Source organism: Methanospirillum hungatei JF-1 (assembly GCF_000013445.1).
GTDB lineage: Archaea > Halobacteriota > Methanomicrobia > Methanomicrobiales > Methanospirillaceae > Methanospirillum > Methanospirillum hungatei.
On sequence record NC_007796.1, the window covers coordinates 1,330,823 to 1,344,765 of the forward strand.

The window sequence follows — 13,943 nt, forward strand, 5'->3', positions numbered from 1 at the left end:
AACTGGTGCCGGGGGGAACCATAACGGAGAGTAATAATTTCTGGTGGGTAACAGATGGGGGAATCAGATACACAAAATAAAAAGGGACAGCGGGAAAATAACCGTCGCTCTATAAAAATAAAAGTACCGAATATTAGTATCGGCAAAAGCAGCACTCCCCCCACCCATACAGAGAAGCCAAAAAAAATCATTAAGAAACCAGAAATAAAAGGACTTGGAATAAAAAAAGTCCCCCATATCGACCTGATAAAAGAGCAACCTCAAAAAGAGATCGAGCAGCCTTCTGGAATAACCCGGATAAAATTACCATTATTAAAACGGGAAGAAGAGATCGTTGCTGTTGAAAAAGATCTGGAAGGGACATTTACTACCGTAAAGGAGAGTCCGGATAAGAATTTTGATAGAAAACTCCTGAAAAAATTAAGTCTGACTCATAAAAAAGGATTCGAGGAGTATGATTTTGATAAACACGGCAGCCTTCTTGATATAAAATTACAGTATCCCTATGAAGCAAGGCAGGAATACTGGGTGGAGCCTGGCCTCGCTAAGGTGGTTATTGCACATAATGTTCGATCCAAGCTGAGAGAGTATCTTTTATTTGAACCCGAACTTACCCCCTTTGAATATGAACTTCTTGAACGAATCCATGAGGATCTCAGAGATGTACTCATTCTCACCGATGAGGAACTGGGAATTGAACGAAAGAAACTTCTTATCTCAAAAGTTGTCGATCTGATCGAATATTACGGGTTGAAAATAGAACAGAATTCACTATTTAAAATTGAATATTATCTTCTTCGTAACTACCTGGGTTGGGGCCGTATTAATGCCCTTATGATCGATCCCCTGATTGAAGATATCTCTTGTGACGGGGATAATATACCGATCTTTCTGTTCCACAGAAAAGAGCAGAATATTAAAACCAACATCTCATTTGATACCAATTCATTAATATCTCTCGCTATTACCCTTGCCCAGCGATCAGGAAAACATATCTCATCCGCGAATCCGATCATCGATGCGACGATGCCGGACGGTTCACGTCTTCAGCTTACCTTCGGGACAGAAGTAACATCCCGTGGGACATCATTTACGATACGGAAATTCCGTGAAACACCCTTCACCCCGGTTGACCTCATGGATCTTCATACGTTCAATATTGATATGCTGGTGTACTTCTGGCTTTCAATTGAGAACAACATGAGTCTGGTATTTATAGGCGGAACCGCATCTGGGAAAACGACATCACTTAATGCCGTTTCTCTTTTTATACCCCCGCTTGCCAAGGTCATCTCTATTGAAGATACCAGAGAAGTAACTCTGTTTCATGATAACTGGATCGCCAGTGTGACAAGGGAGATTGTTGCCGAAGGTGGTGGAGCCCATGTTGACATGTTCATGCTCCTGAAGGCTGCAATGCGTCAGCGGCCTGAGTATATCCTGGTCGGTGAAGTCAGAGGTCATGAAGCCCAGACGTTATTCCAGGCGATGAACACCGGACATACCACTTTTTCTACTATGCATGCAGGAAGTGTTGATGCAGCAATACATCGTCTGGAAAACGAACCTCTGAATGTTCCACGAAACATGCTTCAGGCACTTAATATCATGAGTATTCAGAAACAGATCCAGATCGGTCCTGACCGGGTTCGCCGGTGTGATGAGATCGTGGAGATTGCCGGCATTGATCCCGCCACCGGAAATATCATGGTCAATACCGTATTTGAGTACGATCCAGTCGCCGATGATTTTACCTATACCGGCAGATCACAGGTTCTGGGTGATATTGCAGCATTTCATGGATGGGGGCCTGATAAACTTATTGAAGAGATGAACCGAAGAAAAATGGTCCTGCAATCGGTAAAAGATCAAAATATCAGGGACTATGTCAGTTTTACGAAGGTTATCCAGGCGTACTACATTGATAAACAAAATGTTATAGAACATCTCGATGATCTTGCATCGCTGGTAGCATGATTCCTGCATGGGTTGTAAACCGGCTGGTATACAAAAATCCGGAGAAATATCATGATTTGCATATCGATTTAATTGGTATCAGGTCCGGACTTACCCTTGAACAGTTCTTAAACAGGGCTGTACTCGTAGGAATAGGAACAGGTATTTTTTTAGGACTTCTGGGTTTTATTACAGGCTTCGCATTATTTTCTCTGGATCTTGGATTAAAGCCTGAATTATATAATGTCCTGAACATTTCATATGATCCTGATACCGGAGACCTCCCAATCATTATTATCGTTCAGATTTTGCTTGGAGTCATCCTGTTCCTCATCGGTAGTTTTATCGGCTATTGGGCATACACCGTGTTACCTTCCCTGACAAAGAAATCACGGGAGACAAAAATTACTATTGGCCTTCCCAATGCCGTCTCGTACATGTATGCGATGAGAAAGGGAGGCGCAGAAATAATTACCATATTGCGCTCCCTCTCAGAGATGTCTGCCATATATGGGGAAGTATCTTTGGAGTTCAGACAGGCAGTCAGAGATGCTGATTTCTTCGGTTATGATATCATTAATGCCTTAAAGCATGTAAGTGAAACCACCCCGAGCAGAAAACTCAGGGATTTTTTGCAGGATCTTATCTCTACGGTTGAGAGTGGAGGAAATCTTGCTCAGTTCCTTCAGGACCGGGTTTTTATTCTTCAGGAAGAAGCGAAGTTTGAACAGAAACAGTTTCTCCAGTTCCTGGGGCTCGTGGCCGAGATATATGTTACCATATTCATTGCCGGACCACTCTTTCTCATCGTAATTCTTGTAGTCATGGGGATGATGGGATCATCAGCTATCCTTGAATTATCACTTATCGGGTATGCCGTACTTCCCATCGGAGCTGCCATTTTTATACTGATGATTGATACCATATCAATAAAAGATGAGAATGTTGTCAGATATGTGAGTGCGAAATGGCTGAATCAGTACTCTGATGTCAGGATTTCCGAGGGAGGAAATGAAGAACATCTCTTTGCCGCCCTGGCACGGTTTGAAAAGATAAAACCTTTAAAAAGATGGTTGGCAAACCCGGTCCAGGGATTTGTTCAGCATCCGGAACTATCATTTTATTTTAGTATCCCCATAGCTCTGGCCTATGTTATCTATATCTTTCTAACCATTCCGGTCGGGACACTTGAGGACAACATCAATTATATTGATGATCAACTGATGATTGCCCTTTTGATAACTCTCATTCCGTTTGCAATTTTTTATACCAGATGGAACCAGAAGATCCGATCTCTTGAGTCGATGATTCCGGATTTTCTTGACAGGATGGCAGGGATTAATGAAGTCGGGATTACCCTTACCCAGTCAATTGCGGTTATTGCACGGGCAAATATGGGAGTTCTCGGGTATGAGATCAGCCGGATACACCGTGATATTGAGTGGGGGGCAAATTTTTCAGATGCACTAATCCGGTTTGAACACCGGGTGAGAACGGCATTGATTGCACGTACCGTCACCCTTATTACCCGGGCAGCAACCATGAGCAGCTCAATATCCTCACTCCTTCGTATTGCAGCAAATGATGCACGTATGTCAGAAAATCTGAGGCGTGATCGTTTCTCGGAGATGTTTATCTATACCGCAATTGTGTATCTGTCATTCTTTGTTTTCATCTTTGTTATCGGAGTAATTACTACCCAGTTTCTCACCGTCCTTGCAGAACAGAGTAAGGAGGGGCTTGCCATGGCAGGGCCGCTATCAAACCTTGGATCAACATCACTTATTACCATGGATCGTCTGCTCTATCACATATGTTTGATCCAGGGACTGTGCTCAGGGCTGATGGCAGGACTGATGGGAGAATCCTCAATAAAGGCAGGCGTGAAACATAGTTGCATCCTTATCATCGGAGCACTTGCAGCCTTTAATTTCATGTTCTAAAAAACCGGACATCTGGTTTTTATTGAGCCGTTGTTGATGAAACTCCTGAACGACGCCATTCCCTGAATCGAAGCCTTGTATCCCAGATAAGTTCCCGTAAACCTGTTTCAGAACTTTCAAGGAGGTCTGATAAGGGCTTTGTAGCCCGGGGATCATTGAGTTCATACAATAATACTGCTACCCATGCCCGTCTGCTCTGCGGGCCCTGGTAGAGGAGTGGTATGAGCATATCGGTTACCTGTGGACCGAATCGGAGAATAGAAGCTGCTGCATCCATGGCATGCAGGGGATCATCAAGATTCATGAGAAACCCGGATATATCTGACCGGTTAGGAGCAGGAGTTTTATCTAAAGATCCGGGTTTTATTCCCTTTTCTTCAGCAGCTTCTGTCTCATGAGGACATCCGATATCTGTAAGGAGTTGTGACAGACGGGTATTTTCAGTATCAAGGCGGATGATCCTGGAAGCCAATACTGAGTTTTCAGACTCCTTAGCAGCAAGTTTACCGGAAAGATTCTGAATCTGACGGTATAATGCGTGAACCGGTTCTTCTTTCTCCTCCCGAATGGTCTTTTCAAGCATAAGGAGGCGGGCCCTGACACGTTCTAGTTCTGCACGAAGAGCCTCATTATTTCCACTGATAAGAGAGATATGCCGATCCCTCTCCGCTATCTCCCGTGCACCAGACTCAAGTTTTGCCTTCCACTCTTCCTTCCTTCGTATCAGTTCCTCGTGAAGATAGGTGATCTCATCCCTGAACTCCTGTTCTCTCTGGGCTTTCAGATGAATTGTTTCTTCCAGATCATGTGCGATCTCCTCTATACGGGCGGTAAGCTTATGTGCTTCATCCTTATGTGATACTTCACTTGTCACAAGTTGATCCTGAAGGTCTTTTATTTGAATACTGAATGATTGAATGGACTCCGCATAGGATTTTTCATCTGCACGATGCTGGTCTTCAAGTCTTTGTATCTCCAGATTCAGTTCCGATATACGGCTCTCTGCCGATTTCAGCTCCTGATCCTTCATTTCGATTTCCATAGTAAGCTGATAAATAGTCTGTTCCATTTCAGCGGCCTTAAGATCAAAGGAACTGGATAACTCGCTTATTCTCTTATCTTTCAAAGCACCGTCATTCTGAAGTTCATTTGAAAGACGAACGAGATCTGAATTTTCTCTTGTCAGTTGTTCTATTGTTTCTGCATCACGTGCTGATTTTTCATGCAGGGATTTAATTTCTCTCTCGAGATCTCTGATTTTGAGTGAAAGATCAGCTTCAAGATCTGTTTTTCCCTGTATGAGTTGTTCTATTTCCTGGGTAAGATCCTGAACTTTTCTGGTCAATTGTTTAGTTTCTTCGTTGAACAACGACTGAAGATGAGTATAATCCGAACGGGCCGATTCAAGAAAAGACTGTAGCTCTGATATCCTCTTCGTATACTCCCCCTGTTCCCTGATCCGGTCTTTCTGTACTCTTTTCTCCTCTGCAATCCGGTTTTTCAGGTCACTGGCAAGGGTCCTGAGCTCATGTTCTTTTCTGACAACCTCGTCTCTGGTTTTGGCAAGGATTTCTTCATATTCCGAACGAAGATCTGATTTTTCTTTTTCGAATAAAACCTTTTGAGATTCCAGCTGATCAGTCAATTGCTTAATGCGTGCAGAAAAATCCTCTATCTTTTGAGAGGCTGTATTCTCGTGTTCTTTCACCAGATCGGTGAGTATTTGTATTTGGGCTTCTTTTTCCTGAATTGATGAGAGATATTCGGAGAGAGACTTTTCAAGTTCAGATATTCGGGTCAGATAGTTTGCCTCAAGTTCCTTTTTCTCTTTTTCAAAAGACTCGTGCTCCCGGTTCTTTTCACGGCAGAGAGTCTCATATTTTTTTTCAGATTTTGATGATATATCCTGGGCCTTTTTCAGGTTCTTATTCAAATCGGCAATTTTGTCTTCAAACTGCTTGATAATCACGTCAGACTCATGCTCAAGTCGGCTGATTATACCTAATAATTCCTCATTTTTCTTTTGAAGTGTCACCAGCTCATTCAGAATAGACTCCGCTAAATCCATACAGCCCCCCACAAGCCCATGGAAAATTCCTGTTTATAATTAGTATATAAGAGAGGTGATAAAATGATCTCATCTATTGTGTGAAACACTCATGACTCTTGGACTTACAGTAGAAAAAAGAAAAAATCCACAAAAAATATAAAATATATATGCGCGAGGGATCAGAGAGTAAATCGTGCCATGGATGCAGATATCTGTTCGGCAATACCTGCAACCTGATCAATGATTACCCGTAATTGTTCGACTGATGCAGACGATTCACTTGTCGCTGTTGCTGAATCAACAGCCTCCTTTGCAGTATCTTTCAGCATGGCAGATACTTCATGCATACTACTGGTGATCTCTTCAACAGCTGCAGCCTGCTCTTCATTCATACTTGCAACCTGCTCAATATTCATTGATATCTCCTCAACCGAATTGGCCAGTTTCCCAAAAATTGCCAGGGTATCGGATAGAAGTACATTTCCGTCGCGAACTGCAACCGTTGCCCCATTCACGGCACCAGCTGCTTTCTGGGACTGTTTTTGAAGGTTACTTATCATATCAGTTATCTTTTCAGCAGACTGGCGGGACTCCAAGGCAAGGGCTTTCACTTCGGCGGCAACAACTGCAAAACCCCTTCCCATTTCCCCAGCACGAGCAGCTTCTATCGCTGCATTCAGGGCAAGAAGGTTGGTCTGATTGGCAATGTCGGTAATTAACCGGACGATCTCATTTATCTTTTTCATCTCACCCTGGATGTCTCCAATGAGCTGATCTGCTTCTTCTGCACTGGATATAATAAGACCCATGCCTTGTTCTGCCTTTTTCGCAAATTCTGAACCTTCCCGTGCCATTTCGGTCCCCTCATGTGCAAGACGTGATACAGATTCGGCTTTTTGTGAGACATCCCCTACGGTTACCGAGAGATCCTCCATTGCCCTGAGGACCTGCCTGACTCCTGCATCACTCTGCTCAGTATTTTCAGAAACGGCATTTGAATTTCGGGCTACCTGCTGGGAGCTATGAGCAACATCCTGAACACTCGCATTCGCCTGCTCAACATTTGCCGATAACTCCATAACCTGCTTGTTAATAGCCATCAGAGCATCATGAACCTGATCACCGATGATATTAAGAGATTTTTTAAACTCGTTCCAATCGCCCCTGGCCTGAACAGTATCCTCAAATCTGGCAGAAAAATCATATGCAGCATACCGTGAGCAGACTCGCATAGCCTCGTCGAACGGGTTTTTTACCGAATGAATCAATGTCTGAATATCTGTGGCAATTTCTTTATAAACACCGGTATGATGGGATAGATCCATGTGAGTACCCAGCTTTCCTTCCTCAATATCCCTTTTTATTTGTGAGATACTGGTATGCAGGGTTTGTATCGACTTCCTGGATTTATTGTAGGCATCCAGAAGCTCCCTGACCGACTGATTCAGATCAGGATTCTTACTGTCACGAGGAGCACTGAAGGTTTTTGTAAGATCGCCTTCAGCGAGCGAGGTCATTCCTTCGGTAATGCTCTTTAGAGATTCTGATACATAGGAAAGTGATTCTTTATACTCTACCAACTGAACTCCGCTCTCGGTGGTTACTTTTCTGATCTCCTGTTCATAGAGATCCAGTATTTCATTTATCAGACGTGCGAGATCCCCGGTTCCGTCGGTCAGGGCAGATGGAGAAATTCTGACCTCAAATCTTCCATTCCGAACTTTTTCTTTTAATGAAGAGATCTCTGCTGATAATTCCATCCCTCGTTCCCTCGCATATTCCTACCATTATCTCATCATGGGATCGTATTAATATATGGTGGATCAGGATTTTCGTATACTCTGGAGGGTGTTGCACAACTCAGATCCCCCCATAATTTTTTAACTAAGGTCAATCAAAAGTACTTTACCTTAGTACGTCCAACATATACTCAATGTATAATACGATAGGTCGGGATTTTGAACAACTTTACCTTCTCCCTGAGGATATTAGAGACTGGGTTCCGAGTGATGATTTCTGCCATATATTAATTGATTTAATCTCAATTCTCGACCTATCCCCATTATATAAGGAATACCGGGAAGACGGCCAAGGTGCGGCATTTTATCATCCAGAAATAATGACTGGTTTGATCATTTACTCATATTTTAATGGAGTTCGTTCAAGCCGTCAAATAGAGAATAAATGCAGATACGATGTAGGATTTAGAATAGTAACCCGCAATTCTCTCCCAGACCATTCCACAATCTCGCGATTTATCAAGAAAAACAGTTCTTTTATTGGACAACTTTTCATTCCAGTATTGACTCTCCTTAATGAAGCAGGATTAATCAATAACGTCCTTCTCGCCTTGGATGGAACAAAACTAAAGGCGAATGCTTCACTTGGATCGAACATGCCATATGAAAAGATTGAGGGAGAAATTCAAAAATATCTAAAGGAAGTCCAAGAAAAAGATGATGTCGAGGATCGTCTTTATGGCCCGGATAAATCAGGTAACGAGGTTCCCGATGATTTTAAGACTCACTCAAAAAGGATAAAACGATTCATTCAAGCAAAAGAACGACTTGAGGCTGAACATAAGGAGAAATCCCAAAAAAAGGAAGAGAAGATTGCCCAAAGGGAGGAAGAGGAGAGAGAGTCTGGAAAAAGGAAACGAGGTAGAAAACCTAAAAAGCCTGCAAAAAACCCTGATGAGCAAAGTCTTGCAAACACTACAGATCCTGATAGTTCAATAATGAAAAGTGGGCCTGGTTGTATTCAAGGATATAATGGCCAGATAATTGTAAACCAGGATGGCTATATTCTGGTTCCGTTTTTAAGTAATTCACCCGTTGATTACAGATTACTTCAACCATGTTATGAAAGATTAGAGGAAATTGCTCAATTAACCGGCTTATCGCTTGAATATCTTAATTTACTTACTGATGCTGGTTATTGGAGCTATGAAAACTATCTGTATATGAAACAGCAGGATATTGGATTTCTCTGTTCTACATGCCATGAACCAGATATTTTCAGTATTAGAGGCCTCGAGAGAAGTTTACTTGAACTTGAACGAATTTCCGATCAACTTTTTGATGGCATTTGCAGTATTCCAACGTTAGCATCTATTGGTGATTGGTGTACGAGAAATCTCATTCAAGATGATAATATTCCAACACCCGCTTCTATTGCTAAAGGGATTATGGAAGTGACAATGACTCCGTATGGTGCCAAAAAGACATATTCACAACGAAAAACGATTGTTGAACCCGCATTTGGATGGATTAAAGAAAATCGCAATTTAAGAAAATTGCAGAGAAGGGGAATATCACATTGTCAGGATGAATGGAGTTTGATTTGTTTAACACAGAATCTTCGGAAGGTCTGTTCAAGAGGGGAGTTGAAGAAATTCAGAGAACTGATCCTGCAAAAGAAGCGGCATATTATCTGTAATAAGGGAGTGGGTATTAGAATACCTTATTCAATATTGTCCGATGCATTATCATCTTTGGGCAGAATGATCGGAGACAATTTTCTAAAGATGTTGATAAGAAAAAGTACTTACCAAAAATTTTCCAAATTTTAGTCATGCAACACCCTCTCTGTTTCTCATGTTATAAAACACAAATACTTCGTGATTCTCTTTCGGGAGTAAAACAATAACAAATATACTGATGACTGTCCACTTTAGTAATGTACCATCAATGAGAGGAGGGTTGGATGAAAATTGAGGTCTTGAAGGATATCAGACTTGCAGAAGAAGACTACAAAAAGATGATTTCAGAGGCACAGGAAAAGCGCAAAACAATTATTACCAGTGCCGAACTTGAAGCAGACAACATGATTCAGAAGGCTCATGCCGACGCCGAAGAGTTCAAAAAACAGCGGATTGCAGATGCACGGAAAGAGGCTGATAACCGTTATCAGCGGATTGTCAGTGATGGAAAGGCTGAAGCAATGGCTCTGGAAAACAAGGGGCGGCAAAATCTGCCAAAAGCAGTAGACCTGCTCGTATCACGATTCCGGGAGCAGCTCAATGTTTCAACCTGAGTCAATGAGCAGACTGCTCATCGTCGCATCCAAGCAGCAACTCGAGCCAGTCATAACTGAACTGTATCGCATGAACATCTTTCATATCGACGACTATGTTGAGAAAGGAGATGGAGAATGGGAAGGGTTCAGGATTGGAATGCCCCTTGCCGGGGCCGATGTCACATCCGCGGCACTTGTGAAGATACGATCAATTGCCAGTGCATTTGGTATTAGTAAAGATACCGTCAGTGACGCAGAACGCTCTTCGATCAACGTATTAAAGCAACGCATTGAGCAGGATCTACCTGCAATTGCTGAAGAAGTTGAGAAACTTCTTGCCAAAAAGACAAAATATGAGTCGATGGTCAAGGAGTATGAACAGCGGATTGAAGCACTGCGACCATTTATTGATGCCCCTGCGCCATTGGAACTTCTGCAGGGTTATGATACCATCAGTTTCATCGCCGGTAATGTAAAAAGCCCGGTCAGTCTGTCTGTCCCCTGTGAAATATGGGAGAAACAACTGAAATCAGGGTATTTTGTCATACTTGCTGTGAAAAACTCAGACGTTTCAACGGTAGAGAGAGAACTGCTCGATTTCCAGATTCAAAAGATTCAGATCCCGACAGAAACCGGCTCAGCTTCTCAGGTTATTCATGAATATGAGCTGAAGATTGAAGGGCTTAAAAAGGAAATTGCAGATATCGAACGCCAGATGGGAACCATCCGGGACAAGCATGAATTTTTCCTGATGTCATCAGAAGAATTCCTTTCAGGAGATGTAGAACAGGCAGAAGCTCCACTTCGGTTTGCTACCTCCGAACATGCATTTGCTGTAACCGGCTGGGTCCCGACAAGTAAAGTAACCAAGGTCTTTGAAAACCTGGACAAGGCATGTGCAGGAAAAGTCTACGTCTCTGAACTTGAGGTCGAAGATTATAATGAAATGCCGCCGGTTGAATACCACAACCCGGACTTTGCACATCCGACCCAGTTATTCATGGATCTGTACTCGCGGCCCAGATATACCGAAGTCGATCCGACACTGTTAATGGCTATTTTATTCCCGATAATGTTCGGGCTTATCCTTGGAGATGTCGGGTATGGTGTTATCCTGCTCATCATGAGCATGGGTCTGAGGTCATTTGTAAAGGGCAGTGAAGCAGGAAACCAGCTGATCACTGTTCTCCGTAACTGTAGTATAAGCAGTATCATCTTCGGGTTAGCGTTCTCAGAAATATTCGGTTTTTCACTTCCATGGCAGCCGATCTGGCTTTCACGTCATATTAACATGGGCGGAGCTGCACACGGGGCAGCAACTGAAGCTGCAGCACATGGAATGGAAGCTTCTGTAGAACATGTATCACATATCCCGCAACTGCTGGTTATTTCGATCTGGATTGGTATTCTTCATATCACCCTTGGAAGAATCTGGGGTGCACGAAATGCCGCAAAAATGGATCACGGACATCACCGGACCTTAAAGATCTATGCGAACATCGGATGGATTCTGGTCATGTGGGGTATCCTTGTCCTTATCTGGTCGAATTTCCCAATACCCATGATGCCTGACTTTTCCCAGTTACCAGCCCTTGTAGCCGGTTTGAATCCTGCCATGATTGCAGGTGCCGTCATGCTTATTCTTGGACTGGTCTTTATTGCCCGGGAAAATGTTCTTGACCTCATGGAAGTTCCGACGATTATCAGTCACGTGCTTTCATATACACGTCTTATCGCCGTTGGACTTTCTTCCGTTGCAATCGCAATGGTTACCAACTTTATCGCAATTGATATGATCATCAGCCCCCAGCTGAAGCTCCTATCACCGATTGGGATTATCCTGGTCATTGTAGGAATTGTAGTCTTCCTCTTTGGTCATGCGCTAAATACTGCACTTGGTATCCTTGGCGGTGGATTACATCCCCTTCGTCTTCACTATGTAGAGTTCTTCACCAAATTTTACCGTGGTGGAGGAAAGAAATACACCCCATTCGGGATGATTAGAAAACTGACTAAACAGACAGATTAAAAACAAAATTATTGGAGTTTAAATTATGGCAGCAGAATCAGTAGCAGTAGAAGTGGCAGCAGCAGCAGCATCAGCAGCAGGACTTAAGGCAGTCGGTGCAGGTCTCGCAGTAGGCCTTGCAGGCGTTGGTTCCGGACTTGGTGAGATGGGTATCGGAGCAGCAGCAATGGGAGCTGTTGCAGAGAACAAAGACATGTTCGGTCTTGCTCTCCTCTTCACCGTTCTACCGGAGACTATCGTCATTTTCGGTCTTGTCGTTGCACTCCTTCTCATGTTCCAGTGAGTGAGGAAAAGACTATGGGACTGGACGCAGTCATCGCAGAGATAAAGGAAAAAGGACGACATGAAGCGGAGACCATTGTTAACGAAGGCTCCGCACGCAAGGATGAAATAATGAATGCTGCCAAGCAGGAAGTTGAGAAGATACATCTCACTGTCAGGGATGAAGTGGAGAAGAACCTCTCCCATATCATCTCCCAGGAGGAGGCAGCAGCACATTTAATCGTAAAGCGTCAGGTTCTGAACGCCCAGAAGGATTTAATGGATCAGGTGTACAAGCAGGCGCTTGATAAAATCGTCTCAATGCCTGAATCTTTCCATGAAGAGGCGATCACTTCCCTGCTTCGGAAAGCAAAGGAAGAGATCCCAAAGGGTAGGGTCAGCTGCGCAGCACGTGATGAAAAGATCCTCAAGAATGTCCTGAAACAGTCCGAATTCTCTGCATACACATTCGGTTCTGTCATCGATACCGACGGGGGCATCATCGTTGAAAGCGATGACGGACAACTGCAGGTCGATTACAGTTATCGTACATTCCTGAACCAGGTTTGGGAATCAGGATTAAAGGACGCATCAGACTCTCTCTTCGCGTGACTCAGAGGGGTATAAGAAATGGTTCAGAACAGTGGCGGCCCGGCTCCGTATATCTATGTCAGTACACGGTTACGGGTCAGGAAGGCCAAACTGCTCCCCCCTGAAGAATATCAGCGGATGCTCAACATGAGTCTTCCGGAGATTATTCGTCTGATTGGAGAGACAGAGTACCAGAAAGAGGTCGATGAGCTCGGAACTTCTTTTGAAGGTATCGATCTGATTGAGGTCGCTCTTTCCTGGAATCTTGCCAAAGAATATCAGCGGGTTATTGAACTTGCCCCCGGATCCCTCAAGGAATTCACCATGGCATACCTTCGCCGGTGGGATATCTATAATATCCTGACCATTCTGCGTGGGAAGATACAGGGCATGAAGGAAGGGAAGATTAAAGAAGTACTTATTCCTGCCGGAAGCCTTGACCGGACTATCCTTGACCGGGTTTTAGCAGAAGAAAACTGCGAACGGGTTGCAGACGCTCTGAAGAGCTGGAAAATGTATCCGACACTTTCTGCAGAACTTTCTGAAGGATGTGCCGTTGGTTCATTTGCCAGACTTGAAAATGAGCTCTACAAGCGGTTGTATGCAGATCTTCTCCAGATTGCCCGGAGAGGAGTGAAGGGAGGTAACCAGTTCCTGAAATTTGTTCAGCTGGAGATTGATGTGAAGAACATCAAGACGCTCTTTCGGATGAGGGGTGACGGATATGAAGAAGATGCACGTGAATTTTTCATCCCCGGAGCCACATTCACCCCTGAAGAGCTGCAACAGATGAACCAGATGACCAGCAGGAACGAGGTCATTGATGCCCTGCTCGCACGGATAAAGGCAAAGGCTATTCAGGTTGCCCTGGAAGATCTGAGAACAGAAAAGTCAGAGCAGGAGGTCGATGCTGAACTTACCAAAACACAGCTTGACCATATGGAACAGCTCTCCAAGATTAATCCGTTCTCAATTCATCCTATCCTCGTCTATCTTGAAAAGAAGAAATACGAGGTCTTCAACCTGAGAGCCATAGCCCGTGGAAAAGAATCCCGTCTTGCCGGTGATACCATCGCAAAATATCTGGTGATATAAT

The 13,943-nt window shown here is 43.7% G+C and carries 10 protein-coding genes; 8 read left to right on the top strand and 2 right to left on the bottom strand.

Going from position 1 to position 13,943, the window contains the following annotated elements:
- Nucleotides 1-54: 54 nt before the first annotated feature.
- A complete protein-coding gene (locus tag MHUN_RS06145; protein ID WP_011448198.1) occupies nt 55-1,977 on the top strand; it encodes a type II/IV secretion system ATPase subunit in 1,923 nt (640 codons plus the stop codon).
- Nucleotides 1,974-3,899 (top strand): type II secretion system F family protein, encoded by a 1,926-nt coding sequence (locus tag MHUN_RS06150; RefSeq protein WP_011448199.1) that lies wholly within the window; start codon nt 1,974-1,976, stop codon nt 3,897-3,899. The genes MHUN_RS06145 and MHUN_RS06150 overlap by 4 nt, the downstream gene beginning before the upstream one ends.
- Before the next feature lie 19 nt (nt 3,900-3,918).
- On the opposite strand, the gene MHUN_RS06155 is transcribed toward MHUN_RS06150, so the two are convergent.
- Both MHUN_RS06155 and MHUN_RS06160 read right to left on the bottom strand, forming a co-directional pair.
- Nucleotides 3,919-5,967 carry a hypothetical protein gene (locus tag MHUN_RS06155; RefSeq protein WP_011448200.1) on the bottom strand — a complete coding sequence of 683 codons (2,049 nt, stop codon included), beginning with the start codon at nt 5,965-5,967 and terminating at the stop codon, nt 3,919-3,921.
- A 161-nt stretch (nt 5,968-6,128) separates the two neighbouring features.
- Nucleotides 6,129-7,709, bottom strand: a complete 1,581-nt coding sequence (locus MHUN_RS06160; RefSeq protein WP_011448201.1) for a methyl-accepting chemotaxis protein — start codon at nt 7,707-7,709, stop codon at nt 6,129-6,131.
- 173 nt (nt 7,710-7,882) lie between these two features.
- On the opposite strand from MHUN_RS06160, the gene MHUN_RS06165 reads away from it, so the two are divergent.
- From MHUN_RS06165 to MHUN_RS06190, 6 genes are all read left to right on the top strand, one after another.
- Nucleotides 7,883-9,520 carry an IS1182-like element ISMhu1 family transposase gene (locus MHUN_RS06165; RefSeq protein WP_011447217.1) on the top strand — a complete coding sequence of 546 codons (1,638 nt, stop codon included), beginning with the start codon at nt 7,883-7,885 and terminating at the stop codon, nt 9,518-9,520.
- Between the two features lie 134 nt (nt 9,521-9,654).
- Nucleotides 9,655-9,984, top strand: a complete 330-nt coding sequence (gene ahaH / locus MHUN_RS06170) for an ATP synthase archaeal subunit H (RefSeq protein ID WP_011448202.1) — start codon at nt 9,655-9,657, stop codon at nt 9,982-9,984.
- Nucleotides 9,971-11,995 (top strand): V-type ATP synthase subunit I, encoded by a 2,025-nt coding sequence (locus MHUN_RS06175; RefSeq protein ID WP_011448203.1) that lies wholly within the window; start codon nt 9,971-9,973, stop codon nt 11,993-11,995. The genes ahaH and MHUN_RS06175 overlap by 14 nt, the downstream gene beginning before the upstream one ends.
- Before the next feature lie 25 nt (nt 11,996-12,020).
- Nucleotides 12,021-12,278, top strand: a complete 258-nt coding sequence (locus MHUN_RS06180) for a H+-transporting two-sector ATPase C subunit (RefSeq protein ID WP_011448204.1) — start codon at nt 12,021-12,023, stop codon at nt 12,276-12,278.
- Between the two features lie 14 nt (nt 12,279-12,292).
- Nucleotides 12,293-12,868 carry a V-type ATP synthase subunit E family protein gene (locus tag MHUN_RS06185; RefSeq protein WP_011448205.1) on the top strand — a complete coding sequence of 192 codons (576 nt, stop codon included), beginning with the start codon at nt 12,293-12,295 and terminating at the stop codon, nt 12,866-12,868.
- 18 nt (nt 12,869-12,886) lie between these two features.
- Complete coding sequence (locus tag MHUN_RS06190) at nt 12,887-13,942, top strand: V-type ATP synthase subunit C (RefSeq protein WP_011448206.1); 1,056 nt, start codon at nt 12,887-12,889, stop codon at nt 13,940-13,942.
- Nucleotide 13,943 lies beyond the last annotated feature (1 nt).